This is a genomic window from Streptomyces sp. ISL-87, from assembly GCF_018614095.1.
In the GTDB taxonomy this organism is placed as follows: Bacteria; Actinomycetota; Actinomycetes; order Streptomycetales; family Streptomycetaceae; genus Streptomyces.
This window is the reverse complement of sequence record NZ_JAGGOY010000012.1, coordinates 55,367-82,134: the sequence shown is the minus strand read 5'-3', so window position 1 is coordinate 82,134 and position 26,768 is coordinate 55,367. Positions and strand designations below refer to the sequence as shown.

General features: G+C 73.4%; 22 protein-coding genes and 2 pseudogenes. 16 read left to right on the top strand and 8 right to left on the bottom strand.

The features are described 5' to 3' along the window. Window positions 1–93: 93 nt before the first annotated feature. Entirely contained in the window at window positions 94–846 is a 753-nt protein-coding gene (locus J7I97_RS04305) for a DUF6227 family protein (protein WP_214931024.1), read from the bottom strand. Between the two features lie 192 nt (window positions 847–1,038). On the opposite strand from J7I97_RS04305, the gene J7I97_RS04300 reads away from it, so the two are divergent. Further along, window positions 1,039–1,680 carry a vitamin K epoxide reductase family protein gene (locus tag J7I97_RS04300; protein WP_214931023.1) on the top strand — a complete coding sequence of 214 codons (642 nt, stop codon included), beginning with the start codon at window positions 1,039–1,041 and terminating at the stop codon, window positions 1,678–1,680. A gap of 107 nt (window positions 1,681–1,787) precedes the next feature. Here the strand turns inward: J7I97_RS04300 and J7I97_RS04295 are convergent, their stop codons facing one another. After that, complete coding sequence (locus J7I97_RS04295) at window positions 1,788–2,198, bottom strand: rodlin (protein WP_214931066.1); 411 nt, start codon at window positions 2,196–2,198, stop codon at window positions 1,788–1,790. A gap of 283 nt (window positions 2,199–2,481) precedes the next feature. On the opposite strand from J7I97_RS04295, the gene J7I97_RS04290 reads away from it, so the two are divergent. Both J7I97_RS04290 and J7I97_RS04285 read left to right on the top strand, forming a co-directional pair. Further along, entirely contained in the window at window positions 2,482–3,099 is a 618-nt protein-coding gene (locus J7I97_RS04290) for a hypothetical protein (RefSeq protein WP_214931022.1), read from the top strand. 134 nt (window positions 3,100–3,233) lie between these two features. Further along, entirely contained in the window at window positions 3,234–3,473 is a 240-nt protein-coding gene (locus J7I97_RS04285) for a chaplin (protein WP_214931021.1), read from the top strand. Window positions 3,474–3,545: 72 nt separating this feature from the next. Here the strand turns inward: J7I97_RS04285 and J7I97_RS04280 are convergent, their stop codons facing one another. The 5 genes and pseudogenes from J7I97_RS04280 to J7I97_RS04260 form a co-directional block, all read right to left on the bottom strand. Further along, window positions 3,546–3,893 (bottom strand): hypothetical protein, encoded by a 348-nt coding sequence (locus J7I97_RS04280; protein WP_214931020.1) that lies wholly within the window; start codon window positions 3,891–3,893, stop codon window positions 3,546–3,548. A gap of 185 nt (window positions 3,894–4,078) precedes the next feature. Next, window positions 4,079–5,071, bottom strand: coding sequence for a chaplin (locus tag J7I97_RS04275; RefSeq protein ID WP_214931019.1), 993 nt, complete (start codon window positions 5,069–5,071; stop codon window positions 4,079–4,081). A 121-nt stretch (window positions 5,072–5,192) separates the two neighbouring features. Beyond that, window positions 5,193–5,426 carry a chaplin gene (locus tag J7I97_RS04270; protein ID WP_214931018.1) on the bottom strand — a complete coding sequence of 78 codons (234 nt, stop codon included), beginning with the start codon at window positions 5,424–5,426 and terminating at the stop codon, window positions 5,193–5,195. A gap of 221 nt (window positions 5,427–5,647) precedes the next feature. Further along, window positions 5,648–6,058 (bottom strand): rodlin, encoded by a 411-nt coding sequence (locus tag J7I97_RS04265; RefSeq protein ID WP_214931017.1) that lies wholly within the window; start codon window positions 6,056–6,058, stop codon window positions 5,648–5,650. 129 nt (window positions 6,059–6,187) lie between these two features. Then, window positions 6,188–6,441 (bottom strand): annotated as a pseudogene (locus tag J7I97_RS04260) (chaplin). A gap of 174 nt (window positions 6,442–6,615) precedes the next feature. On the opposite strand from J7I97_RS04260, the gene J7I97_RS04255 reads away from it, so the two are divergent. From J7I97_RS04255 to J7I97_RS04215, 9 genes and pseudogenes are all read left to right on the top strand, one after another. Further along, window positions 6,616–7,719, top strand: coding sequence for a DUF3344 domain-containing protein (locus tag J7I97_RS04255; RefSeq protein WP_251058465.1), 1,104 nt, complete (start codon window positions 6,616–6,618; stop codon window positions 7,717–7,719). Between the two features lie 163 nt (window positions 7,720–7,882). Further along, complete coding sequence (locus tag J7I97_RS04250) at window positions 7,883–9,061, top strand: glycosyltransferase (RefSeq protein ID WP_214931065.1); 1,179 nt, start codon at window positions 7,883–7,885, stop codon at window positions 9,059–9,061. Then, a complete protein-coding gene (locus tag J7I97_RS04245) occupies window positions 9,058–10,569 on the top strand; it encodes an exopolysaccharide biosynthesis polyprenyl glycosylphosphotransferase (protein ID WP_374103720.1) in 1,512 nt (503 codons plus the stop codon). The genes J7I97_RS04250 and J7I97_RS04245 overlap by 4 nt, the downstream gene beginning before the upstream one ends. Before the next feature lie 2 nt (window positions 10,570–10,571). Further along, entirely contained in the window at window positions 10,572–12,050 is a 1,479-nt protein-coding gene (locus J7I97_RS04240; RefSeq protein WP_214931016.1) for an O-antigen ligase family protein, read from the top strand. A gap of 1,490 nt (window positions 12,051–13,540) precedes the next feature. Beyond that, window positions 13,541–15,304: a murein biosynthesis integral membrane protein MurJ gene (gene murJ / locus J7I97_RS04235; RefSeq protein WP_374195435.1), complete on the top strand. Its 1,764-nt coding sequence runs from the start codon at window positions 13,541–13,543 to the stop codon at window positions 15,302–15,304. Beyond that, window positions 15,294–16,070: a polysaccharide deacetylase family protein gene (locus tag J7I97_RS04230; protein ID WP_214931015.1), complete on the top strand. Its 777-nt coding sequence runs from the start codon at window positions 15,294–15,296 to the stop codon at window positions 16,068–16,070. Before murJ ends, J7I97_RS04230 begins: the two co-directional genes overlap by 11 nt. Beyond that, window positions 16,067–17,176, top strand: a pseudogene (locus J7I97_RS04225) (glycosyltransferase); the annotation flags it as partial. The gene J7I97_RS04230 and the pseudogene J7I97_RS04225, both read left to right, overlap by 4 nt. Window positions 17,177–17,618: 442 nt before the next feature. Continuing rightward, window positions 17,619–18,320 (top strand): lipopolysaccharide biosynthesis protein, encoded by a 702-nt coding sequence (locus J7I97_RS04220; protein ID WP_214931013.1) that lies wholly within the window; start codon window positions 17,619–17,621, stop codon window positions 18,318–18,320. Continuing rightward, the gene (locus J7I97_RS04215; protein ID WP_214931012.1) at window positions 18,317–19,459 is read left to right on the top strand and encodes a GNAT family N-acetyltransferase; all 1,143 of its coding nucleotides are present in this window, start codon (window positions 18,317–18,319) and stop codon (window positions 19,457–19,459) included. The genes J7I97_RS04220 and J7I97_RS04215 overlap by 4 nt, the downstream gene beginning before the upstream one ends. Before the next feature lie 29 nt (window positions 19,460–19,488). Here the strand turns inward: J7I97_RS04215 and J7I97_RS04210 are convergent, their stop codons facing one another. After that, window positions 19,489–21,036 carry a glycosyl hydrolase gene (locus tag J7I97_RS04210; RefSeq protein ID WP_214931011.1) on the bottom strand — a complete coding sequence of 516 codons (1,548 nt, stop codon included), beginning with the start codon at window positions 21,034–21,036 and terminating at the stop codon, window positions 19,489–19,491. A gap of 294 nt (window positions 21,037–21,330) precedes the next feature. Between J7I97_RS04210 and J7I97_RS39800 the strand changes: the two genes are divergently transcribed. The 4 genes from J7I97_RS39800 (at window position 21,331) to J7I97_RS04190 (ending at window position 26,759) form a co-directional block, all read left to right on the top strand. Continuing rightward, entirely contained in the window at window positions 21,331–22,968 is a 1,638-nt protein-coding gene (locus J7I97_RS39800) for an ATP-grasp domain-containing protein (protein WP_214931010.1), read from the top strand. Window positions 22,969–23,058: 90 nt separating this feature from the next. Continuing rightward, a complete protein-coding gene (locus J7I97_RS04200) occupies window positions 23,059–24,333 on the top strand; it encodes an NAD(P)-binding domain-containing protein (protein ID WP_214931009.1) in 1,275 nt (424 codons plus the stop codon). A gap of 26 nt (window positions 24,334–24,359) precedes the next feature. Next, window positions 24,360–24,659 (top strand): hypothetical protein, encoded by a 300-nt coding sequence (locus tag J7I97_RS04195; protein ID WP_214931008.1) that lies wholly within the window; start codon window positions 24,360–24,362, stop codon window positions 24,657–24,659. 12 nt (window positions 24,660–24,671) lie between these two features. After that, entirely contained in the window at window positions 24,672–26,759 is a 2,088-nt protein-coding gene (locus tag J7I97_RS04190; protein WP_214931007.1) for a SpoIIE family protein phosphatase, read from the top strand. Window positions 26,760–26,768: the final 9 nt, after the last annotated feature.

Sequence of the window (26,768 nt, the reverse complement as noted above, 5' to 3'; positions counted from 1 at the left end):
TTCCGGCCACGGCACTAGCCCTGCGGGGCTGTCCCCTACCCGCCCTTCCACCGTTCCCCGGGGCTCCGCCCCGGGGGTGTGCCGTGGGCCGGGTCAGCGGACGCGGGCGCGGAGTTTCATCGCTCCGCGGGCGACGGCCTCGGTCTCATACACCTCGCACATGTGCCGACCGTCCGGTGTCGCCGTGTGCTCGACCTCCCACAGGCTGACCTCGCCCCCGTCCAGCAGGACGAACGCGTGCTCGTACAGGCTGAATCCCGCGTCCCGCCCGTCCGCCAGGCACTGGCGGCCCCCGAACGCCTGGGTGATCTGGTGCGCGTACGCCGACCGCAGCCGCCGCGCCACCCGCTCACCCGGCCGGTCCGTGTTCTCCGCGCGGCGCAGCACCCGCCGGGCGTGGTCGGCGGACTGGTCCACCTCGTACTCCCGGTGTCGCCGCGCCGGATCCGACGTCGCGAACAGCGCGCTCAGCGCCGCCACATCGGCCTCCGGCGACTCCTCCGTCAGTATCGACTTCGACGGGATCTCGCCGAACAGCCGGGCCACCGCCAGCGAGGCCTCCGCCGTGCCCGCGAATATCTCGTGCCGGATGGTCCGGTCGCCCTCCAGCCGGTACGCCAGCTCCCACAGTGACACCGCCCCGCCGTCTGCCAGCAGGTACGTGTGCCGGTGGGTCTCCCGCCACAGACCCGCCGCCGGGCTGTGGTGGGTGGTGTACAGCGAAGAGCTGTGGGCGAGCGCTGTGCCGAGGCGCTCGACCAACCCGTCAGGCAGGTCGTAGGAGTTGAGGGCGCGGCCCAGGAGTCGCTCGAGGTGCGCCTCGGTTGTCTCGTACGGATCGCTCAAGGTGGGTCTCCAGGCCGTCGCAGCTAGTTACTTCGCGGAAGCTCAACGTAGCCCCTGGCTCTGACATCGCGTCCGGGATTCGGTAAAACGTCCGGGAGGCAACAGGGGTTCCCGCCACACCTTCAGGTCAACTTCCATATGGGCAGGCATGGTTCGGCCGAGTTTGGGAGGGAGCGCGGGACTATGGGCGGCATGGCAACGAATACAGTGGGTGCCCCGCGTCGGCAGGGGCGGCCCCGCACGCGAACCGAGAGCGAGTCCGACGCGCCCCCCAGGGGGCCGGCCTGGCTGCTGCTGCTCACCGGGGCCGCCGGGGTGCTGGCCTCCTGGGTGATCACGCTCGACAAGTTCCTCCTGCTGGAGGACCCGGACTTCAAGCCGGCGTGCAGCCTCAACCCCGTGGTCTCCTGCGGCAGCGTCATGCAGAGCGAGCAGGCGGCGGCCTTCGGCTTTCCCAACCCGATGCTCGGACTGGTCGCCTACGCGGTCGTGGTGTGCGTCGGCGCGGGCCTGCTGGCCGGCGCCCGCTACCGCGGCTGGTTCTGGCTAGGCCTGAACGCGGGCACGCTCTTCGGAGTCGGCTTCTGCTCCTGGCTGATGGTCCAGTCGCTGTACGAGATCAACGCGCTGTGCCTGTGGTGCTGTCTGGCCTGGACGGCGACGCTGCTGATGTTCTGGGCGGTCACCGCGCACAACGTCCGTACGGGCGCACTGCCCGCACCCGGCCCGGTGCGGGAATTCTTCACCGAGTTCGGCTGGGCCCCGCCCGCCCTGCACGTCGGAGTGATCGGGATGCTGATCCTCACCCGGTGGTGGGAGTTCTGGACCGGCTGAGCCGCTCGCACCGCGCATGCGAGGGCCCCGGCAACTGGAGGCTGCCGGGGCCCTCGTCACATCGCTCCACGGGCGCCAGAGGGCCGTGCCGTAAAAGGGAGTGGACGTCAGCTGCCGACCGAGGCGTTGCCCGACAGGATCGGGATGTTGTCCAGGATGTGCGAGAGCGGCTCGTCGCCCTTCGCCTGGGTGGAGTTCTCGGTGCACTGCTGGTTCTGCGGGTTGGACAGGACGTTGATGTCCTGGACACCGATCGGGACCGCGCCGACGAGCGACTGGACGTTGATCTTCTGCGGCAGGGCGATGCAGGGCTTGTTCAGGGTGCCCTGGACCAGGCTGAGCTGCGGGCTCAGGTCGCCGTGGGTCTTCTGGTTCCCGTAGATCTGGTGGGCACCATTTCCGTTGATGGTGTTGATCCCGTTGTCGTTGCCGATGGCCATGGCCGGGGCCGCAACAGCAGCGCCCGCGCCGACCGCAACGGCGGTAACCGCGGCAGCGGTCATGATCTTCTTAAGCATCATTGGTCCTTTTGTCGCACGAGTGCCCGCTAGTGGAGCGCCCTGACCAACCGGCCTGCCAGGGGGTTGGTTCCGTTTCTTCACTCAAACGGTCCGTTCGGGGTGTGCTTTTCCCCGGCGTGGGTGAGCCTGCCCCGGACGCCTGCCCGAAGTCCGTACGTAGCCCCCAGTGGCGGGAGGCATCCGGCTGCGTTCCGGTTGCGGTCCGTGGAAGGTGTTCGCACGGTGAGTAAGGAAGCGGATCGTTCGGTCCGCCTAAGCGCGACCACCAGAAGGAACTCCCATGCGCCACACGAAGTCGTCTCGCATCCGCGTCCTTGTCCCGTCGGCCCTCGCGGTCGTCATACTCTCCGGCGCGGCCGCCCCCGCGGGCGCCGCGGACGGTGCGGACTCCGCCGCCGTCACGAAGCGGGTGGAGGCCGCCCAGCAGGAGATCGACCAGCGCGCGGCGGCAGCCGGCCCGCTCGACGACATCCTCGCCGGGGTGTCCAAGACCCTGGAGGATCTCCTCAATTCGCTGGGGACCCTGCTGCCCGGGGTGAAACTCCCGTCCATCCAGCTCCCGACGCTGCCGGACCTGCCGGCGATCCCCGAGATTCCGGACATCCCGGACATCCCGATCCCCGGGATCACGATCCCGGACGTCCCGATTCCGGACGTTCCCATCCCGGACGTTCCCATCCCGGACGTTCCCATCCCGGAGATCCCGGACGTCCCGATCCCGAAGCTGCCGGTCGCCGATCCGGTAGCTCCGGTGGCTCCGGTAGCTCCGGTAGCTCCGGTAGCTCCGGTGGCTCCGGTGGCTCCGGTGGCTCCGGTGGCTCCGGTGGCGCCGCCGGTGGAACTCGTGCCCGAGGCGCCGGCGATCCCCGACATTCCGGACGTCCCGAACCTGCCGTAACCGTGCATGGTTACGACTATTGAGCTGAACAGGTCTGATTGCGTCCGGACCCGTGTCGTCATGGCAAGGTGGACCGTTTCGCTCGGTGTGAGCCCCGGATCGGGGCAGAACATCGAACAGAAGGTGCACTTCCCATGAACTCTGCCAAGAAGGCCGCCCTGGTTCTGGCCACCGCCGGTCTCGCCGCGGCCGGTGCCGCCGGCTCCGCCGTCGCCGACGCGTCGGCCGAGGGCGCGGCCGTGGGTTCCCCCGGCGTCCTCTCCGGCAACCTGCTCCAGGTCCCGGTCCACATCCCGGTGAACATCTGCGGCAACACCGTGAACTTCATCGCGGCGCTGAACCCCACGTTCGGCAACATCTGCGTCAACGACTGACGTCAGTCGGCACACCTGACTGTGGGCGCCCCCGGCCTCGCCGGTGGCGCCCACAGTCTTGTCCGGGGCGGTTCAGTGGGCCCCGCCGTTGAGCTTCACGCCGCCGAGGAGCGGGGAGGCCTGGGTGGCCCCGTTCGCGAGGCCGAGTACCTCGCCCGGCGCATTGTTGCGGACCTTGTTGACGCTCTGCACGGCGCCCACGGCCTTGCCGACGGTCTGACCCTGCTCGGCCACCGCGTCGCCCAGGGTCTCGGGAAGGGCCTCCGAGACGGGGTTGACGGCGTTCACCACCTCCGTCACCCCGCTCGTCACGCTCATGGGGGGCATCCCGGCCGCAGAATCGGCGGCGAAGGCGGGGGCGGAGGCGCCGAGGGCGGCGACGGAGCCGGCGACGACAGCGGCGACCTTCGAGAGCTTCATTTTCGAAATCCTTTTCCAGTGGCGACCGTCGCGCCACTTTCGCCCTGGGTAACGATTCGGCGCCGCTGCGGAAACGCGTGACCGTGCCGAGACCAAACGCGGAAACGAATGAGTCAACAGCATCGGCCGGAGAATCCGACAAAGGATTCTCCGGCCGATATTTCTTCCGATTACCGGTATTGCCCTCAGGCGATACGGGACCTCCGGTACAGAATGGCGCCACCCAGGATCAGAGCCGTGGCGAGGGCCGCCGCGGCCGCGGGCTGACCCGCACCGGTCTCGGCCAGTTCCTGCGCGGGGGCGGGAACGTGGAGGGCCGGTGCCGCCGGTGCCGACGGGGCCGGGGCGGGGAGCGTGTGGGGGGTTTCCTGCTCCTGGCCCGGGACGGATGCCGGCGCGGGAAGCGGGACCGGCTGCTGCTCGGGCGCGGGCTGCACCTCGGGCTGCGGTGCCGGTGCCTCCTGTGCGGGGGTCTCCTGCTCCGGGGTGTGGGGCGCCGGGGCGGGGAGCGTGTGCGGAGCCGGGTACTGCGCCTCGGGCTGAGGGTGGTCGTCGCACTCCTCGTCGCCGCCGTTGGTCTGCCGGTCCTCCCCGCCGGGGCCGCCGTAGCCGTCGTGACCGGGGTTACCGGCGTGACTGCCTTCGGCCCGCGGCTCCTGCTGCCGGGATTCCTCGTGACGGGGCTCCTCGTGACGGGGCTCCTGCTGCCGGGATTCCTCGTACCGGGGCTCCTCGTGACGGGGCTCCTGCTGCCGGGGCTCCTGCTGGCGCTGTTCCCCGTACCCCTGGTCCTCGTGGCGTGGTTCCTCGTCGCGCTGGCGCGGCAGGGTGCGCCGTGCGTCGCGCTCGTCGAGGTACTGCTCGAAGGCCTCGGCGTGCTCGGGGCTGAGGTAGCGCGCGTAGTCGTGGCCGGCGTCGGAGCCGGTCGTGGTGGCGCAGTGGTTGCCGAACGCGGGGTTCAGGGCGCCGCCGCCGTCCACGCTGTTGCCGCACACGTTCGGTGAGAACGTGATCGGTACCGAGACGCTGTTGCCGGCCAGCACGCCCGGCGAATGCGAGGCCTCGGCCGTCGCCCCGGACGCGTACGCCGCGCCGGTCGCGATCGACAGCAGGCTGGACGCGGCCGCGGCCGTGAGCATCCCCTTGCCCAGTACCTGTCGGCTCAGTACCTGTCGCATGGGTCCTTCCCTGTCTACCGGCTCTGCCGCCGGTGCTGAATCGAAGGTGGCCTCGGAGTGCGCCGCCGTGCACTCCGAGGCCACCCCGAGGAGGTCTGCCCTCGCGGGCAAAGCTGCGTCGTCAGGCGTTGATGCAGTGATTGCCGAAGGCCGGGTTCAGCAGGGCGATGATGTTCACGGTGTTGCCGCAGACGTTCACCGGGACGTGCACCGGGACCTGGAGCAGGTTGCCGGACAGCACGCCGGGGGACCCCACGGCGTAGCCCGTGGCGTCGGCGTCCGCCATGGCGGGGGAGGCGACACCGGCGGCCATCAGAGCGCCGGCGGCCAGCACCACTGCCTTCTTGTACTTCATTTGATTTCGATCCTTCCCGCAGAGGCGTATCCACTGCAGAAATAACAACGAGTGGCTTCGGGAAAAGAAACCGCAGAAATTTCGGCGCCTGCTCCTCAATTCACTCCGTTGCCAGTGGCCCATGAATTAGGAGTGGATTTACGCCGTCATTATCGATTGCCCTGCACGCGGCGAGGCCGCCGCGACCGAAAGGTGCGGCGGCCTCGCTGACGGGGGTGCGATCAGCTGCCGGCGGAGATGTTGCCGGAGAGGATCGGGATGTTGTCCAGGATGTGCGAGAGAGCCTCGTCGCCCTTGGCCTGGGTCGAGTTCTCGGTGCACTGCTGGTTCTGCGGGCTGGAGAGGACGTTGAGGTCCTGGACACCGATCGGGATCACGCCGACGAGGGACTGCACGCTGGCCTTCCCGGGCAGGGCGATGCAGGGCTTGTTGAAGGAGCCCTGGATCAGCGCCATCTGCGGGCTCATGTTGCCGTAGGTGGCCTGGTTGCCGTAGATCTGCGAGGCCCCGTTGCCGTTCACGGTGTTGATGCCGTTGTCGTTCCCGATGGCCATCGCCTGCGGCGCCATGGCGGCACCCATGCCCACGACCGAGGTTGCGACCGCGGCCGCCGCCATCATCTTCTTGATCATTGTCGTCCCTTTTTTGCAGGATTGCCCGGCACTGAAGCACCCGGATCAACGCCACGGCCCTGGCTCGGGTTGCGTGACTTCACTCGAATGCCGAAGTTTCGGGCAGCACGGTTGACGATCGTGCTGACGTCAGGCGTTGATGCAGTGATTGACGAACGCCGGGTTCAGCAGGGCGATGATGTTCACGGTGTTGCCGCAGACGTGCACCGGGACGTGCACCGGGACCTGGAGCAGGTTGCCGCTCAGGCACCGGGGGACTCGGCCGCGAAGCCCTCTGCCGTCGCGCCGTCGCCACCGTTCGCGGAGGCGAGGCCCGCGCCGCCCATCAGCATCGCAGCGCACGCGACGGCCAGGGTGGTGCCGCGCATCAGCCTCTTCTGCATCTCCGTTTTTTCTTTCGGTTTGAACAATGGTGCAACCACATAACGACCCGCCCACTCCAGGGGTGCGTGCTATCGCCCAAAAGGCCGTACGAGCGAGTCCGACGTGATTTCCAGCCCGTTTTCTGACAAAGTTCACTCCTGTTTTGTCCCCTTGATCGAAATTGGAGACAGGGTATGGGTTCCTCCCGCAGAATCCTCGGCACGCTCGGTCTGCTGTCCTGCCTCATCCTTTCCGCGAACGTCCCCGTCGCGGGGGCCTCGCCACCTGTGGGGACGCGCGAATTGCCCCGCGTCCCGTTCACCCAGCGCTATCAGGCCGTGCAGCACGGCGGGCTCGTCCGGGCCTCCAACTCGAGCATCAGCTGCCGCAAGGAGGTGTCCCCGGAGGCCGAGCCGTGTGCCGAGGTCAAGCGGGGCGCGCCCGGGGTCAACAGCGACTTCGAGATGTTCTACAGCGAGGTCGACAAGGACCCCGACACCTACAACTCCACCCGGGCCGAGCTCAAGGTCCCGCAGGGTGCGAAGGTCTCGTACGCCAGGCTCTACTGGGGCGGCAACCTCCGGGTGGGTGAGCAGAAGCCGCCCGAGGACAACGGCCGGGTGCTGGTCGCCGAGCCGGCCGGCGCGTACAAGGAAGTGCTGGCCGACACGGTGATCGGCCACCGCAGCGATGCGGGCAGCGACGCCTACCAGGCCTCGGCCGATGTGACCCCGCTGGTCCGCAAGGGCGGCGCCGGCATGTGGACGGTCGCCCAGCTCAACATCGCCATGGGTCACTCGGAGGTGGGTGCCTGGGGCGGCTGGACGCTGGTCGTGGCCTACGAGCACCCGCAGGAGCCGCTTCGCAGGGTCTCGCTGTGGGACGGCTTCGAGGGGCTGGCCGCCGGCGCCGGCGAGGAGGCGGGCGAAACGGTCGAGGTGACCGGCCTGGCCGCGGCGGCGGGGTCCTCGGGGAAGGTCGGCGTGGTCGCCTACGACGGAGACCGCGGGACCCTCGGGGACTCACTCACGGTAACCGCGGACAGCGGCCGCCGGCTGAGCCTCAGCGATGCAGAAAATCCTTTTAATGATGTTATGAATTCCACGATCACGGAATTCGGACATCCCTCGTTCGCGCGCCAGCCCGAACACATGAATAACCTCGGATATGACGCGGACGTGTTCGATCTGAGCCCCGCCCTGTCCGGTGGCGCCCGCAGCCTGAGCTTCAAGTTCGCGGGCGAAAGCCAAGGCAATTTCCTCGGTGTGCTCTTCGTTCAGACAGACGCGCGCCGCTGAACGTAGGAGATCACTCCACGTGTCGACAACTCGCTCGACAGTCCGTTCTTCGACGGCCCAGCCCTCTGTGGCCGAGTCCCCGCCGGCCCAGTCCCCGCCGGCCCAGTCCTCTGTGGCACAGCCTTCGAACGTACTGCCCTCGGCGGTACAGCCTTCGAACGCGCTGCCTGCCAACGCACAGCCCCTGACCGTCCTCCACCTCGTCCAGCCCGTGGACGGCGGTGTCGCACGGGTCGTCGTCGACCTCGTCCGCGCACAGTCCGCCGCCGGACTGCGGACCGTCGTCGGCTGCCCGCCCGGCGGACAGCTCGCCGACGCCGCCCGGGAGGCCGGGGCCGAGGTGCTCACCTGGCGGGCCGGACGCGCCCCCGGGCCGGGGCTGGCCTCCGAAGTGCCCGGCGCCCGGCGGCTGATCCGCCGGGTCCGGCCCGACGTCCTGCACGCCCACAGCGCCAAGGCCGGGCTGGCGGGCCGGCTCGCCGTGCGCGGGGCCGTGCCCACCGTCTTCCAGCCGCACGCCTGGTCCTTCGACGCCGTCGGCGGGGCGACGGCCGCCCTCGCGCTGCGCTGGGAGCGGTACGCGGCCCGCTGGGCCGACCGGGTGCTGTGCGTCAGCGAGGCCGAACGCCGGGCCGGCGAGACCGAGGGGATCACCGCCCGCTGGGCGGTGATCCGCAACGGCGTGGACCTGGACCACTTCCGCCCCGGCGGGCCGGACCGGGATCACGACCGGGCCCTGGCGCGCGCCGGACTTCCCCTGCCCGCGGGCCTGCGGGGCGACGGCCCACTCGCCGTGTGCGTCGGCCGGCTCTGCCACCAGAAGGGCCAGGACATCCTGCTGCGGGCCTGGCAGGAGCTGCTGGGCACGGTCCCGGACGCCCGCCTGGCCCTGGTCGGCGACGGGCCCGACACCGAACGGCTGCGCCGCCTCGCCCCGCCCGGGGTGCACTTCGCCGGTGCCGCCGCCGACATCCGGCCGTGGCTTCGGGCCGCCGATCTCGTTGTACTGCCGTCGCGGTGGGAAGGCATGGCGCTCGCCCCGCTCGAAGCCATGGCCTGTGGCCGCCCGGTCCTGGTCTCCGACGTCAGCGGCGCCCGGGAGAGCCTGCCGCCCGGCCAGGCACGCCTGTGCCTGGTCCCGCCGGAGGACCCGACGGCGCTGGCCGAGGGCCTGGGGCGGCTGCTCACCGAACCGCGGCTGCTCACCGAACTCGGAGAGCAGGCCCGGCAACACGCCCGGACCGACTTCGACGTGCGGCGGACCACGGACGCGGTCACCGGTCTGTACCACGAACTGCTGGGCAGGCCCCGGCCCTTGAAACAGGAGCGCATCAGCCGATGACGATGGACAGCGCACCCGCCCGGCACGGGCAGGGCGGCACGGGGCCCGCCGGCGGCAGTACCGGCACCACCGCCGTCCGCCGTTCCGTGACCGCCATCCACCCCCCGCGCGGGCCCAGGGCCTACCAGGCCAGGGCCGCCGTCCGGCCGCGCCGGGTCCGCCGCCGCGACGGGGTCCTCCCGCTGCTGACCGCCGACGCGCTGGCCGTCGTCCTCACCGCCGCGGCCGTGCCCGGGCTGGGCCTGCAGGGCGGGGCGGCCGGGCTGATCGCCGTATTCCTCGCCGCGCTGCACGCGCAGGCCGGGCTGTACCGGCCGCGGCTCGCGCCCTCCGCGCTGCTTGAACTGCCCGCGCTGGCCGGGCGGGCCGCCGCGTTGTGGTGCGGGGCCGCCGCCGTCGTGGCCGCCGTCCGGCCGGACGTGGCGATGGGCTGGGGCGTGCTGCTCAGTGCTATCTGCCTCCAGGTCGTACTGGCGTGCGCGGGACGCGGGTCCGTGAACCGGCTCCGTCGCCGCTCCGCCGTCCGCAGGCCCTGCTCGGCGCTGGTCGTCGGGCCCGGCGAGGGCGCGAGCGCCGTCGCCGCCGCGCTGCACGGGCGCCGCGAGTACGGGCTGCGCCCGGTCGGAATCGCCGACACCGGATCTACCGCCGACGGGGACGGCGGTCAGGTGCCGGTGCTCGCCACCCACGAGGACATCCGCCGCGCGGTCATCCAGAACTCGGTCCGGCACGCGGTGTTCACCCGCCCGCCTGAGGCCGACGAGCGCACCGCCTCGCTGGTCCGCCTCTTCCACGACCACGGCTGCCGGCTCTGGCTCGCCGACCCGGCCGGGACCGCCAAGGTCACCGGCATGCGGGTGGCGCAGCCCGCCGACCAGCTGTGGGGGTACGCCGTCCAGCCGCTGCTGCCGCGCCCGGTCCGGCCGTTGGAGCGGTTGGCCAAGCGGGTCATCGACGGGGTGCTGGCCGCGGTCGCGCTGATCGCCGCCGCACCCGTGATGGGCGTCTGCGCACTGGCCGTACGGCTCTCCGACGGGCCGGGGGTGATCTTCCGGCAGGAGCGGGTCGGCCTCTACGGGCGCCCGTTCACCCTGCTGAAGTTCCGCACCCTGCGCGCCGACGAACACGAGTCCGCCACCCGGTGGACGGTCGCGGGCGACAACGGGATGAGCCCGGTCGGCTCCTTCCTGCGGAAGTCCTCCCTGGACGAGCTGCCGCAGCTGTGGAACGTCGTACGGGGTGACATGAGCCTGGTCGGTCCGCGTCCCGAACGGCCCTTCTTCGTCGCCAAGTTCAGCAGCGTTCACCCCGGCTACGACGCACGGCACCGGATGCCCGTAGGTATCACCGGGCTCGCCCAGATCAACGGCCTGCGCGGGGACACCTCGATCGAGGACCGGGCGCGCTTCGACAACCACTACATCGACACGTGGTCGCTGTGGCAGGACCTGTGGATCCTGGCCCGCACGGCGGCCTCGTTCTTCCGTTTCCGGCTCGGGGGGAGCTGATCATGAGCCTTGCGGTTTACGGGAATTGGGCCCGGCCCGATCTCGCGGGAGGGCTGCGCCGGCACTGGCCGCTGCTGCCGCTCGCCGCGACCGTCCTGATGCTTCTCGCCCCGGTCCCGGCCGGTGACGCCACGGCGTCCGGGAAGGTCGGCCCGGCGGACGCGGCGTCGCTGCTGCTGGTGTTCGTGTGCGCGATCCAGGCGCTACGGGGCCGGGTGCGGGCGCTGACCCCGCTGGGCGCGCTGCTGCTGGGGCTGCCCGCCGTCGGGCTCGCGGTGGCGACGGCGACGGCGGGGGATCCGTACGCGGCCCTGCCGGGGTTCGTGCGCTACCTCCAGGTGTTCGTGCTGGTCCCGGCGGCGGTCGTGCTGCTGGTGCGGGACGCGCGGGAGTTCCGGCTGGCCGGCGGGTGCTTCGTGGTCCTGGCGGTGTTCCAGGGCGCGGTGGGCGTGCTGCAGTACGTGACCCACACCGGGGCCTCGTACCAGGGCGCGGACATCCGGGCCGTGGGCACCTTCGGCCCCGGCGACGTGATGGGCATGGCCACGGTCGTGGCGTACGGCCTGGTCGTCGCGACGGCCGCGGCGCTGGCGCCGGGGCTGCCGAGGCGGGTCCGGCGGATCTCGGGGGCCTGCGCGCTGGTGCTGGTGGTGCCGCTGGTGCTGTCGTTCAGCCGGGGCTCGTGGATCGCCACCTTGGGCGCGGCCGTGCTGGTGATGGGGCTGGCCGGGATCCGGCGGGCGCTGAAGGTGCTCGTGGCGCTGGGCGCGGCGGGTGTGGTGCTGGTGGGCGGGCTCGGGGTCGGCTCCGAGATGGTGGTGGAGCGGCTGACCTCGATCACCCAGATCTCCGACGCCCCCGACCAGTCGGTGACCGACCGCTACACGATGTGGGCCGCCGCCGAGTCGATGTGGCGCGAGCGGCCGGCCGCCGGGGTGGGCCTGAAGGGCTTCCCGGCGCACCGGGACGGGCACTCCTCGCTGGCGCTGTCCTCGGGCAGCGACACCGGGGGCGCGGGGCAGGCGTACATCCGCCAGCCGCTGCTGTCCCCGCACAACATGTACCTGCTGATCCTCAGCGAGCAGGGCCTGATCGGGCTGACGGCGCTGGCGGGCGGCTGGGCCGCGCTGCTGGTGGCGGGGATCCGGCGCTACGCCTCGGACGGGGCCGCGCGGGGGATCCGGGACTGCGGGCTGGTCGCGATCGGGATGTTCGTGTGGCAGCTGACCGACTTCCTCTACGCGGACATCGGGGGCCCGTCCACCGTCCTGACCGGGGTGATCATCGGACTCGCGGCGTGGTGGGCCCTGCCGTCGCCGGGGGACGGGGGTACGGGAGGTGCCGCTGCCGCTGTGGGTGCCGGTTCCGCTGCCGCTGTGGGAGCCCGTGTGAGTGTGGGTGCCGGTGTGGCTTCGGGTGCCGGTGCCGGTGCCGGTGCCGGTCCAGGCCGGCTGGGCCCTGAGGGGCCGGCCGGCCGGTGACCGACACGACGCGTTGGCGGCCCGTGGCCGCGGCGACTGACCTCGCCGCGGCCGCGGGCCGTCCTCCCGACCCGGCGGGCCCGGTGCTTGCCTCTGGCGAGGTGGCCGCAACTCCCGCCCCGCCCGGCGGCCCCGCATCGTTCGGGCCGGGGGTCGTCTCGGGCTCGGGCGGTCCTGTGCCGTCCGCGTCCGCGTCCGCGTCGGGGGTCGGCTCGGATGGCCCCGTTCCGTTCGAGCCGGGGATCGCCCTGGCCTCGGGCGGCCCCGTGCCGCCCATGTCGGGGATCGTCTTGGGCTCGGGTGGCTCCGTTCCGTTCGAGCCGGGGATCGCCCTGGGCTCGGGTGGCCCCGTGCCGTTCGAGCCGTGGATCGGCTTCGGCTCCGCCGGGGAGGCGACGCCTGGGTCCGGCGGGCGGGCGAGTGGGCCCGATGCCGGTGCTTCCCGGGGTCGTTCGGGTGGCTCGGTGCCGTTCGCGGCGGGGACTGGGTTCGGCTCCGCCGGGGAGCCGGCGCCTGGGTCCGGCGGGCGGGCGAGTGGGCCCGATGCCGGTGCCTCCCCGGACCGTTTCGGTGGCTCCATGCCGTTCGAGCCGTGGATCGGCTTCGGCTCCGCCGGGGAAGCGACGCCAGGGACCGGCGCGGGGGCGAGTCGTCCCGACGCCGGTGCCTCGCGGGACTTTTCAGCCTCGCCGGCGCTTGAGGCGCGGGGTATGGGGCAGCGCCCCAGGAGACCGGCCCGAGCGGGCCGGTCGCCGTTGGCGGCGGGTGTGGACGCCTCCGCCGGAGCCGACGCGTCCGGAGCGGGCGTCGAGGCCCGGGCGTCGAGGGCGGACGGGGCCGGCGAGACTTCCCGGCCTCCCGTTGCGGGGCCGACCGGCTCGGACGGGCCCGTCGGGCCCGGCGAGGTTTCGCGGCCTCCTGTAGTGGGGCCGTCCGCGGACGGGCCCGTCCGTCCCGGCGAGGCCTTGCGGCCCCCTGTTGTGCGGCCGACCGCGGAGGGGGGCGTCGGTTCCGCCGAGGTTTCGCGCCCGCCCGTTGTTGGGCCGTCCGCGGAGGGGGGCGTCGGTTCCGCCGAGGTTTCGCGGCCTCCCGTTGTGGGGCCGGGCGCTGCTCCGGCTGTGCCGGCGATGGCTGCCGCAGGGCGTGGGCGGTGTTTTTCGCGCCGCGGGGGTGGCACCGGCTTCGCGCCGGAGGCCGGGCTCGGCGGGCCGGTTCGGGCCGGGCGGCGGGGTGCCGGGGTGCCGGGGCTGCCCGAGGCGCCCGGTAGTGCTGGCGGGAGCGGGCCGCGGCGGGCTGCCGGGGTGCCGGGGCTGGCTGACGGGCCCGGTAGTGCTGGGGGGAGCGGGCCGGGTCGGGCTGCCGGGTTGCCGGGGCTGGCTGACGGGCCCGGTAGTGCCGACGGGAGCGGGCCGCGGCGGGCTGCCGGGGTGCCGGGGCTGGCTGACGGGCCCGGTAGTGCCGGAGGGCACGGGCCGCATGGGGCTGCCGGGGTGTCGGGGCTGGCTGACGGGCCCGGTAGTGCCGGAGGGCACGGGCCGCATGGGGCTGCCGGGGTGTCGGGGCTGACTGACGCGCCCGGTGGTGGCGGCGGGAATGGGCCGCGGCGGGGGGACTCGGCCGGTGGGGCCGGCGGGAGTGGGCCGGCGCCGCTCGGGCGGGTTCTTGCCAAGGCCGCCGCCGTCACCGCCGGGCTGACCGCCGCCGGGGCGGTGTTCGGGCTGGTGCGGGACCAGACCATCGCGCACCTCTTCGGCGCGGGGCACGACAGCGATGCCTTCCTGATCGCCTGGACCGTGCCCGAGATGGCCTCGACGCTGCTGATCGAGGACGCCATGGCGCTGCTGATGGTGCCCGCGTTCAGCCACGCCCTGGCCCGGCGCGCGGCCAGCAGGGCCGGGCTCACCCGCAGGCAGGCCCGCGCGCAGGACCCCGTACGGCTGCTCGTGGGGGCGACCCTGCCGCGACTGGCGGCGTTCCTGGCCGCGGTGGCGGCCGTACTGATCGTCGCCGCGCCGCTCGTCGTCGGTGTGCTCGCGCCCGGACTGCCGGACCCCGCACTGGCCGTCGAGTGCACCAGGCTGACCGCCCTGACCGTGCTCTCCTTCGGGATCGCGGGCTACTTCAGCGCCGCGCTGCGGGCGCACCGCTCCTTCCTGCCGCCCGCCGCCATCTACGTGTCGTACAACGTCGGGATCATCGGGGCGATGGTGGCCCTGCACGCCGTATGGGGGGTGCGCGCCGCCGCCGCCGGAGTCGCCGTCGGCGGGCTGCTGATGGTGCTGGTCCAACTGCCCGCGTTCATCAGGAACGTGGGCTTCGGCCCGCCCCGCGCCAAACTCGCACCGCGCAGCCAGCGCGACCGGGACCGGCCCACCCTGATCGCCTTCGGGCTGATCGCTCCAGTGATCTTCTTCGCCGTGTTCCGGCAGTCCCAGGTCCTGGTGGAGCGGTTCCTCGCCGCCTCCCTGCCGCCCGGCGCCATCTCGCACCTCAACTACGCGCAGAAGGTCGCGCAGATGCCGATGGTGCTGTCACTGATGATCTGCACCGTCACCTTCCCCGTGGTGGCCCAGGCCATGGCCGGCGGAGAGCGGGAAAAGGCCCGGCGGCGCGTCGAGCAGGACCTCGCGCTCGCCTCCCTCGCCGTCCTGATGGGCAGCGCGCTCGTCATCGGGTACGCGCCCCAGATCATCGAAGTCCTCTTCGAGCGCGGTGCCTTCACCCACCGGGACACCCTCGCCACCGCCTCCGTCATGCGGGTCTACGGAATCGGGCTCCTCGGCCACTGCCTCGTCGGGGCGCTCAGCCGGCCCTTCTTCTCGACCGCCCGGCCCACCTGGTTCCCGGCGCTCGCGATGGGCGCCGGACTGCTCGTCAACATCGTGGCCGGGGCCTTCGCCGTCCGCTGGTGGGGCACGTACGGCATCGCCGGCGCCAACGCGGCCGGCATCTCGACCACCGCCGTCCTGCTGCTCACCGGACTCGGCTCCCGGATCATCCCCATCCAGGTCCGCCGGGTGGCCGTGAGCATCGGCCGGCTGGCGGTCTCCGCCCTCGCCGCCTGTGTCACCGGCTGGATCGCCGGGCCGATGATCCCCGACCCGCTGCTCAGCGCCGCGCTCGGCTGCCTGCTGGTCCCGGCCATGTTCGGCGCCGCCGGGACGGCCATACGCGCGCTCGAAGTCACCGCCCTGCCCGCCCAGATCTCCCAGCTCTCCTCCCAGCTCACCCAGAGGTTCCGCAATGTCCGCTGACACCGACACGGCGCCCGCCGCCGCGCGGGTTCCCGCCCGCCGGACCGCTTCGCCGTGGGTCCTGATGTACCACTCGGTCGCCGAGTTCACCGACCCCGCCGAGGACCCGTACGGCATCACCGTCACCCCGCACGTCCTGGAGGCCCACCTGCTGTGGCTGCGCTCCCGGGGCCTGCGCGGGGTGTCGGTCGGCGAGCTGCTGCGGGCCCGCGCGGCCGGGCGGGGGGCCGGGCTCGTCGGGCTCACCTTCGACGACGGCTACACCGACTACCTGACCCGGGCGCTGCCCCTGCTGCACCGCTACGACTGCACGTCCACGCTGTTCGTGCTGCCGGGGCGGCTCGGGGTGGACAACGTGTGGGACCCGCTGGGGCCGCGCAAGTCCCTGCTCACCGCCGAGGGCATCCGCGAAGTCGCGGCCGCCGGGCAGGAGATCGGCTCGCACGGACTGCTCCACCAGGACCTCACCGCGACCGCCGACGACGTGCTCCAGCAGGAGCTGCGCGGCAGCCGCGAGCTGCTGCGCGAGCTGACGGGAACGCTGCCGGAGGGATTCTGCTACCCGTACGGGCATCTCGACGCCCGGGTGGTCGCCGCGACGCGGGCCGTCGGGTACGGGTACGCCTGCGCCATCGACCCCGGGCGGCTGGCAGGCCCGCACGCCATGCCGCGTACGCACATCAGCCAGGCCGACGGAGGGCGGCGGCTGCGCGTCAAGCAGCTGCGCCACCAGGCGCGGGAGCTGGCGCGGGGGGTGCGGTGGTGAAGGCGCTGCACATCATCACGGGGCTGGGCGTCGGCGGCGCCGAGCAGCAACTGCGGCTGCTGCTGCGGCACATGCCGATGCAGTGCGACGTGCTGACGCTGACGAACCCCGGGCCGGTGGCCGAGGGGCTGCGGGCCGACGGGGTGCGGGTGGTGCACCTCGGGATGCGGGGGAACCGGGACCTGGGCGCCCTGCCGAGGCTGGTGCGGTTCATCCGGCACGGCCGCTACGACCTGGTGCACACCCACTTGTACCGGGCCTGTGTGTACGGCCGCCTCGCCGCCCGCCTCGCCGGGGTGGGCACCACGGTGGCCACCGAGCACTCGCTCGGGGAGGGCGAGATCGAGGGCCGCCCGTTGTCGGGCCGGGTCCGGGCCCTGTACCTGGCCAGTGAGCGGCTGGGCGCGGCGACGGTGGCCGTCTCCGACACGGTGGCGGCGCGACTGGAGGGGTGGGGGGTGCCCGCCGCGCGGGTGCATGTCGTACCGAACGGGATCGAGGCCGTGCGGTTCCGCTTCGACGAGGGGGTACGCCGGTCCACGCGGGCCCGGACCGGGCTGCCGGAGCGCGCGTTCGTGGTCGGCGGCGTGGGGCGGCTGGTGCCGGGGAAGCGGTTCGACGTACTGGTGCGGGCGGTCGCCGCGCTGCCGGGCGCGCATCTGCTGCTGGCGGGGGACGGGCCCGAGCGCGCCTCGCTCCGCCGGCTCGCCGCCGAGCTCGGCGCGCAGAGCCGGATCCACCTGCTCGGCGAGCGGGATCCGCTGGGCGACAGCGCGGACGGGCGCACGCCGGGGATCCCCGCGCTGCTCGCCGCCATGGACGTCTTCGTGTCCCCGTCGCGGGAGGAGGCGTTCGGCCTGGCGGTGGTCGAAGCCCTGGCCGCCGGGCTGCCCGTGCTGCACGTCACCTGCCCGGCGATCGACGACCTGCCCGCGGCCCAGGCCCCGGGCGCGCGGCGGATCGGCACGGGCACGGAGGAACTGGCCGCGGCCCTGCGTGGCCACATGGAGGCGGGCGCGCGCCGCCTGCCGCCGCCGCCCGTGGTCCGCCGCTACGACATCGCCCGCAGTGCGGAACGGCTCCTGGGCGTCTACGCCCTTGCGCTGGCCGCGCCAGTGACCGCACCCCGGGCCGACTCCGCCCCCGCCCGGGCCGCCGCCCCGGACCGGGCCGGCTCCGCCCCCGCCCGGGCCGCCGCCCCGGACCGGGCCGGCTCCGCCCCCGCCCGGGCCGCCGCCCCGGACCGGGCCGGCTCCGCCCCCGCCCCCGCCCGGGCCGCCGCCCCGGACCGGGCGGGCTCCGTCGTTGATCCGGTCGGTTCCGACCCGGACTCGACGCCTCGAATTCCTCCGGCCGCCGCCGGGCGGAGTCCCCTCGCGGGGCTGGGAACGCCCGGCGCCATCGCGGCCCGGCCGCCCGGCCCGCCGGGGGCCGGGGGGCCCGGAGCCGACCGGATGGCCGCGGGCGAACCCGGCTGATCCACCCCCGCAGGGGTCCCCGGTTGGGACCCGAAGGAACGCCCTCTCCACCCAGGAAGTGAGCACGCTCATGGCCGACACCGCAGACCAGAAGAAGTCCGACCACCGCCGCCGGGTGCGGTTCCTGCCGCCGCCCGCGTGGTGGCCGCTGCCCGTCGCCGCCCTGCTCGGGCTGGCCGCGGGCGGGGCGTACGGGGTGCTCAAGGCACCCGAGTACGCCGCCACCAGCTACGTCGTCGCCGTCCCGGACGACACCACCGAGCCGGCCACCGCCCTCGGCTTCGCCCAGGCCTACGCCCGCATCGCCACCAGCAGCTCCACCCTCGCGTACGCCCAGCCCCGCGCGGGCATCGCCGTCCAGAAGCTGCGGACCCAGGTGCGCGCCGAGACGTCCCCCGAGTCGCCGATGATCGCCATCACGGGGACGGCGAAGAGCCCGAGCGAGGCCGCCGACATCGCCAACGCGGTCGCCGACGCCCTGTCGCTGAGCAGCAATCAGGGCGCCAAGAACACCGGTGTGCAGTTGCTGCTGTTCAACCAGGCCGTCGCGCCGAGCGACCCCTCCTCGCCGTCCGCGCCGATCAGCGGGGCCGTCGGCCTGTGCGCCGGTGGGCTGCTCGGCGGGCTGTGGCTGCTGGCGAGGCCCGCGCGGCGGCGCGAGGAGCGCGAGGAGCGTGAGGACGCCGCCGTCGACGCGGTGGCCGGCGAGTTCGCCTCGCTGCCCGCCCAGGGTGAGCACGCCGAGGCCAAGGAGAAGGAGTCCGCGCGATGACGACGGGCTCCGCCGGGGCCCTGTCGGTGACCCTGTGCCGCGATCCCCGGCAGTTCGCCACGCTGGAGGAGCCGTGGAACCGGCTCGTCCGCGACTGCCCCACCGCCACCCCGTTCCAGAACCACGCCTGGCTGCACTCCTGGTGGCTGTCCTACGGGAAGGACGGCCGGCTCCGGATCGTCCTCGTGCGGCGCGGCGACGAGCTGGTCGGCGCGGCCGCGCTGATGCTCGTACACCGGCCGCTGCCGCTGCTCGTGCCGCTCGGCGGCGGAATCACCGACTACTTCGACGTGCTCGTGGCCGCGGAGCACGCCGACCAGGTCGTCCCGGCCCTGGCCCGAGGCCTGCACCGGGCCGCCCGCGGCGCGGTGGTCGACTTGCGCGAGGTACGCCCCGGGGCCGCCGCCGAGGCGGTGTTCGAGGCATGGCCCGGGGTCCGCACCAGGCTGGCCGACTCCACCTGTATGGAGCTGCCCGCGCTGCCGTTCGACGAGCTGGTCAAGCGGATGCCGGCCTCGGGCGGCCAGCGGGTACGGGCCAAGCTGCGCAAGACCGACGCGGCAGGGATCGAGGAGCGCGAGGTCACCGAGCAAGAGGTACCGCGCGCGGTACGCACGCTGCTGCGGCTGCACGAGAAGCAGTGGCGCGGCCGCGGGGTGACCCCCGAGCACCTCAAGCCCCGGTTCGCCGAGCACCTGACCCGGGCCACCCGGCGGATGGTGCGGGCCGGGGAAGGGCGGCTCACGGAGTTCCGGCTCGACGGGAAGGTGGTCGCCGCCAACGTCACGCTGCTGTCGGCCGCGCTGAGCGGGGGCTACCTGTACGGGGCCGACCCGGACCTGCGGGCGCGGAAGGTGGACGTGACGACGCTGCTGCTGCGTTACGAGGCGGGCCGGGCCCTCGCGGAGGGCCACCCGGTGGTGAGCTTCTTGCGCGGCAACGAGCCGTACAAGAACCACTGGCGGCCCGACACGGTCGTCAACCAGCGGTTCCTGCTGGCCACGACCGCGCTCACGCCCCTGCTGCGGCTGCACGAGTCGCAGGTGACGGGGCGTGAGCGGGCGGTGGACGTGCTGCGCGAGGCGCTGCCGGCCGCCAGGGACTGGCGGGCGCGGCTGAACGAACTGCGCGTGCGATGACCCGACCGGTGCCGGTGCGCTGGCCGCGCCTAGAACGGCCAGAAATCGGAGGCCTTGGCCCAGCCGAGCTCAATGCAGAAGGACTGCTTGCCGACCAGCTTGGAGAGCCACTCGCCGAAGTTGAGCGGCACGCACCACTGCGTGCTGTTCGGGACGGGCAGAGGCTTGGCCGGCTCGGGCTGCGGCTTCGGTGTGACCGGGCTCGGGGTCGGACTCGGACTCGGTGCCACCGGCGAGGGCACGGGCGCCGGGACCTCGGGACTCGGCACCAGCGGGCTGGGCTCGGGGCTCGGCTTCACCGGGCTCGGCTTTACCGGGCTGGGGCTGGCCGGCGCCGGGATCTCCGGGCTGGGCTTGACCGGGCTCGGGCTGGCCGGGGCCGGGATCTCCGGGCTGGGGACCAGCGGGCTCGGGGTGACCGGGAGCGGGATCTCGGGCGTCGGGATCACCGGCGAGGGCGTCGGGATCTGCGGCGTCGGGATCTCGGGCGTCGGGATCTGCGGGGTCGGAACCACGGGCGTCGGGATGACCGGCGTGGGGATGACCGGGGTCGGGATGACCGGCGTCGGCACCACCGGCGTCGGGATCACCGGGCCGGGCCTCTCCGGGGTCAGCGCGGCGCGGAAGGCCTTCGCGGACTCCGGGTTCGCCTTGCACTGCCACACGCCGTGCGGGCAGTAGTCGGTGAGGGTGTGGTAGAGCGGCTTGTGCTGCTCGATCCACTTCAGCATGCGCCGTACGTACTCCGGATTGTCCCCGCGCCGGAACAGCCCCCACTCCGGGTACGAGATCTCTTTGCCGTGCGCCTTCGCGAAGTCGACATGGTCCTGGAGCCCGTACGGCTGGGTGACCTGGTCGTCGAAGGTCCGGCCCGGAGCCTGGTCGTACGAATCCATTCCGACGACGTCGACCACGTCGTCGCCCGGGTAGCACCTGGTCCAGCCGATCGCGTCCGAACCCCGGTTCGGGGCGAAGTCGAACTTGAACTCCTGCCCGGGCACGGCGCGCATCGCGTTGACGATGCGCCTCCAGTACGCCTTCCAGTTCTCCGGGTCCGGCGCGCAGCGATGGGTGTACGTGACGCCGTTCATCTCCCAGCCGAGCACGATCACCGTGTCCGGGACGCCCAGCTCCACCAGGCGCTCGGCCAGCCTCGTGAAGTGCCGGTCGTACGCGCCCTCCGCGCCCGCCCTGATCAGCTGGGCCACCTGGTAGTCCGGCACCCGGTCCTCGTTGTGCGCCTGCATGGGGACGTTCAGGACGAACATCCGGTCGTCCTTCTCCTGGCGCCACTCCGCCCAGTCCTCGAGGAAGCTGACGCGTCCCTCGATGCCGGCCCACCGGTCGCCGGGCAGATAGGTGTGGCCGACCCGGATCTCCTTGCCGCCCAGCCAGCGCGACAGGTACGGGATCCGGGCGACCCCGGGCGGCCCGTAGTCGAGATAGGCGCCCATGGCGATGTCGGAGCCCTGGGGCTGGTCGTCCTCGGGCGCCGCGAGGGCGGCGCCGGTAGCAAGCAGTCCGGCCGTGACCGTACCGATGCAGGTGCTCGCCAGTCGGCGGCCTGGTCTGGGCATGGCGTCTCCCGAGCTTTCCCGAATCGGTGTGCTTACCAAAGAGGTTAGACATCAGATCTGACGAATGGCCTGTCCGTTGACCGCTGCATAGGCCATTCGCAGGTGCGCACCATCCCCGCTTGGTCCGACTAGGTGAAAGACACCGTTCCCATGCACGCGTTCGGCAACCTTGTGCCTGCAGTTCTGCTCAGACTCGATCGGAATCCGTTCCACCACGGAACCCTCGGCGCCGTCAGATCCCTTGGGCGCAAGGGCGTGGAGGTCCATGCCGTCGTCGAGGCCGGGGGAGGTCCCATGGGGCGTTCGCGATATCTGCGCGCCGTGCACCCCGTTCCTGACGGAGGGGTGGATCCCGAGGCGCCGGAGGCGCTGCTGGAGTGCCTGACCGGGGTCTCGGAGCGCATCGGGCGCCCGGCGGTTCTGGTCGCGATGGACGACCTGAGCGCGATCGCGGTCGCGCGGATCGCGCCGATGCTCGGGGACCGGTTCCGGATTCCCCATCAGCCGGACGGGCTGCCCGCGCGGGTGGCCGACAAGGCGGAGCTGTCCCGGCTGTGCGCGCGGTGGGACATCCCGCACCCGGAGACGGTGATCCCGTCGAGCGGGGCCGAGGCGGCGGAGGCCGCGTGGCGGCTGGGGCTGCCGGCGGTGGCGAAGTGGAGCCGGCCTTGGCTGCTGCCGTCGGGCACGGGCCTGCGCAGCACCACCCTCGTGCTCACCGCCGCCGAGGCACGGCGGCTGTACGACCGTTCCGCCGAGGCCGGGAGCCGGCTGCTGCTCCAGCGGTTCCTGCCGGCGGGGGCGGACACCGACTGGTTCTTCCACGGCGCCTTCACGCGGGGCGGGCATCCGCTGCTCGCGGGGTCGGGGCGCAAGGAGCTGTCCTGGCCGGTGCGGACGGGGCTGACGGCCGTGGGGCGGTGGCTGCCGGATCCCGCGGTGGAGGAGGCGGGGCTGCGGATCGCCGAACAGCTGGGCTACCAGGGGATCCTGGACCTCGACTTCCGCCGGGACGAGCGGGGGTGCTTCCGGCTGGTGGACTTCAACCCCCGCCCCGGGGCGCAGTTCCGGCTCTTCACGGACGCGGGCGGGCTGGACGTCGTACAGGCGATGTACCTGGACCTGACGGGGCAACGGGTCCCGGAGCCGTCGGGCGGGCCGGGGCGGGTGTTCGTCGCGGAGAACTACGCGCTGCTGGCGGCGGTACGGGGGCGTCAACTCCCGTTCCGCCGCGAGCCCGGCGCCCTGCCGGGCCGCAAACGGGAGGCGCCGCCCGCTCCGGATCAGGGAGTACCGTCCGTCCCGGCTGGCCGCCGCCCGAACCCGAACCCGGCCCCCGGCTCGGGCTCCGGGTCTGGCTTGGGCTCCGGGCCTGGATTGGGCTCGGGCTCCGGTCCTGGCTCCGGCTTGGGCTCCGGGTCCGGCTTGGGCTCCGGGTCCGGCTTGGGCTCCGGTGTCGGCTCCGGGCCTGGCTCGGCCTTCGGCTCGGGCTCCGGGTCCGGCTTGGGCTCCGGTGTCGGCTCCGGGCCTGGCTCGGCCTTCGGCTCCGGCTCCGGCTTCGGTTCGGGTTCGGGTTCGGGCCCCGGTGAACCCGTCGAGCGGCGCGTGGAGTCGCCGGGCGTGCGGCCCGGGCCTGTGCGGGTGGTGTCGCGGGGGGAGCGGGGGCGGGTGGAGGCCGCGTGGTTCGCCGCCGACGACCTGCGGCCGTTCCTGGCGATGCTCGCCGCCTTCCTGGGGCGGGGCGCGGACAAGGGCGCCCGGGCGCTGCGCGGGGTACCGGCGCACGGCCGGCGCACGGCCCGCGCCGTGGTGCGCGCCCCCCGCCAGCGCGGCCGCGACCTGGCCGAGCCGCCGCCCCCACCGCCCCCGCCCCCACCGCCCCCGCCGACACCCCCCGCCGCGTCCGAACCGGACGAGCTGGTCACCCGGTGACCGGGCAGGGCCCGCCCGGCCGCGGCCGCAGCGGATGAGCGGCGACGGTGACCTGTTGAACGTGAGAGTGGAGGGATGGCCGTGACGCGGATGGACGATCTCGTAGTGATCGGCGCGGGCCCGTACGGGTTGTCGATCGCGGCCCACGCGGCGGGTGCCGGGCTCGGAGTACGGCTGCTCGGCCGGCCCATGGCCTCGTGGCGGGACCACATGCCCGACGGTATGTACCTCAAGTCGGAGCCCTGGTCGTCCAACCTGTCCGCGCCGGGCGGACGGCACACCCTCGCCGACTACTGCGCCACCCGCGGGATCACCGCGGAACACGGCACTCCGCTGCCGATCGGCACGTTCAGCTCCTACGGGATGTGGTTCGCCCGGCACGCCGCGCCCGAGGTGGAGGAGGTCACCGTCACCGAAGTCACCCCGCAGGGCGAGGCCTTTCGGATCCGCACCGCCGAAGGGCCGCCCCTGCTCGCCCGCACGGTGGCCCTCGCGGTCGGGGTGATGCCCTTCGTGAACCACCCCGAGGCGCTGCGGGAGCTCCCGCCCGGCCACTATTCGCACAGCAGCGGGCACCGCGACCTGTCCCGGTTCGCCGGCCGGGAGGTCGCCGTGCTCGGCGCCGGCCAGGCGGCCCTGGAAACCGCCGCCCTGCTCGCGGAGAACGGCGCGCGGCCGTGTCTCGTCGCCCGCCGCAGCCGGCTGAACTGGAACACCGTCCCGCAGCCCCTGGAGCGGTCCCCGCTGCGCGCCCTGCGCGATCCGCACAGCGGGCTCGGCACCGGCTGGCGCAGCTGGGTCTGGTCGGAGCTGCCCTGGGCGGTGCGCCGGCTGTCCGCCCCCACCCGCGAGCGGATCGCGGCGACCGCGCTGGGCCCCGCCGGGGCCTGGTGGCTGCGGGACCGGTTCGAGCGGCGGGTGCCGGTGCTGCTGGGGCACCGGCTGCACCGGGCGGTGGCGGTGGGCGAGCGGACCCGGCTCGGCCTGACCACGGCGGCCGGGGAGTCCGTCGTACTGGACACGGCCCATGTGATCGCCGCGACCGGGTTCACCCCGGACCTGCGGCGGCTGGAGTTCCTCGACGCGGGGCTGCGGGCCGCGCTGGAGACCGTAGGGGAGAGCGCGACGCCGGAGCTGAGTCCGGCATTCGAGTCCTCGTGGCCCGGGCTGTTCTTCGCGGGGCTGCTGACGGCTCCCTCATTCGGCCCTTCCATGCGATTCGTGCACGGCGCGGGCTTCACGGCGGGGAGACTGGTGAAGGGAGTCCGCAAGCGCCTCGGCGCCCGGGGACCGCTGCCGGGCTCCACCAGGGGCGCCCGGCTCGACCGGGCTCCGGCTGGGCTTCCGAAAACGTATCTGCGGTAGACGTATCTGCGGTGAGAGGGGCCGTGATGGGTGCGGAGCGAGCACAGGGCCGTGGCTGGGTGCGCATTCCCGCCAGCCGTGGGGAACAGCCCGCCCCGGCCGGGGCCGCGTACCCGGCGGCTGCCCCCGCGCCCAAGGCCTCCACGGGCCGGACGGGGTGGACCGGGCCGGCGGCCCCGGCCGCCCCGGCGGCCTCCTCCGCCGACCAGCCCACGATCTACCTCTCCCTCGTCAAGCGCTGGCGGGAGGCCGGACGCACCCTTCCGGGGCATCCTGACGAGGAGTGGGAGCGGCTGATCTCCCAGCCGTGCTGGCCCGGCCGTTAGGTGGTGTGTCTCTTGTCAGCGGCGGAGCACGACAACCCCGACCAGGGCGGGCAGGGCCCCGCGACCGGGCCCGGAGAGCGGCTCGCGCTGAACGGCATGGGCAGCTTCGAGTGGGACCTGCGCGCCGGGAGGATGATGCTCGACGAGGCCGGCATGGCCGTCTTCGACCTGGAGCCGGAGGAGTTCGACGACACCCCGGAGGCCCTCGGGCTGCGGATCCCGGCCGACGACAGCGCGCGGCTCTCGGACTCGGTGCAGACCGCGCTGGACGGCGAGGGGGAGACGTACGGCTCCTACTTCACGGTGCGTCGGCGCGACGGCCGCGACCAGTGGACGCACACCCAGGGCAGGATCCTCCGGGACCCCGACGGGCGGCCCCGGCGGATCGTGGGGATCGTCCGCGACGCGACGCCGGAGCTGGCGCACGCCATGGTGCTGAGGAGGCTGGAGTCGGCGCGCGCGCAGCAGGCGACGATCGTGCAGCGGACCACGGAGGCCCTGTCGAGGGCGGTGACGGTCGACGATGTGACGGCCACGCTGACCGGGGCGGGCGCGCTGGAGCGGCTCGGCGCGGACGGGCTGGCCCTGGGGCTGGTCGAGAACGGCGCCATCAAGATCATCGCGCTGAGCGGGGAGTCGCTGGAGATCCTCAGCGAGCGGAAGTTCACCCGGCTGGACGGCTCGCTGCCGCTGTCGCAGGCGGTGATCACCCGCAAGGCGCGTTTCGTCACCTCCCTCACCGAGCTCGCGGACGAATTCCCGCTGCTCGCGGAGTACCTGAACCGGATCCGGTTCGACGCGGCGGCCTACCTGCCGCTGATCGCGCAGGCCAAGGCCATCGGCGGGCTGGTGCTGTTCTACCGGCGGCGCAGCGAGTTCAGCCCGGAGGAGCGCAACCTCTGCCTGGGCCTGGCCGGCATCGTCGCGCAGTCGCTCCAGCGGGCGCTGCTCTTCGACCAGGAGCGGGAGTTCGCCACGGGTCTCCAGGCCGCGATGCTGCCGCGCCGGATCCCCGAGATCAGCGGCGGGGAGATCGCCGTCCGCTACCACTCCGCCTGGAGCGGGCGGGAGGTCGGCGGGGACTGGTACGACGTGATCGCGCTGCCCCGCGACCGCGTCGGCATCGTCGTGGGCGACGTACAGGGCCACGACACGCACGCGGCGGCCATCATGGGCCAGCTGCGGATCGCGCTGCGGGCGTACGCGGGGGAGGGGCATCCGCCGTCCACCGTGCTGGCCCGGGCCTCCCGTTTCCTCGCCGAACTGGACACCGAACGCTTCGCGACGTGCATGTACGCGCAGGTGGACCTGGAGACCGGAGGTGTCCGGGCGGTCCGCGCGGGCCATCTCGGGCCGCTGATCCGGCACACGGACGGGCGTACGGGCTGGCCCAATGTGCGCGGCGGGCTGCCGCTCGGGCTGGCCTCGGTCTTCGAGCAGGAGGAGTTCCCCGAGACCCGGCTCGACCTGGTGCCCGGCGAGACGCTGGTGCTGTGCACCGACGGCCTGGTGGAGGAGCCCGGGACGGCCATCACCCAGGGCATGGAGGCCCTCGCGCACGCCGTCAGGAGCGGACCGCAGGAGGCCGGGGCGCTCGCCGACCACCTCTCGGACCGGCTCTGGGAGCGCTGGGGCTCCGGCGACGACGTGGCCCTGCTGGTGCTGCGCCGCGCCCCCGACCCGGGCACGCACCGCGCCCCGCGCATCCACCAGTACATCCACCAGGCCGACCCGGAGGGTCTCTCGGACGCCCGCTACGCCCTGCGGCAGGCGCTGCGCGACTGGGGCATGCCGGAGCTCGCCGACGATGTGGAGCTGGCGGCCGGGGAGTTGCTGGTCAACGCCCTGCTGCACACCGACGGCGGGGCGGTGCTGACCATGGAGGTGCTGCCGGAGCCGGTTCGGCGGATCCGGCTGTGGGTGAAGGACCGCTCCAGCGTGTGGCCGCGCCGCCGCACCCCGGGGGAGTCGGCCACCACGGGGCGCGGGCTGCTGCTGGTGGACGCGCTGGCCACGCACTGGGGCGTGGAGTCCAGGGGCGACGGCAAGGCGGTGTGGTGCGAGTTCGACGCCGGGGGCGCCCCCCGTGGCGTCGGGTGACCGGCCAGT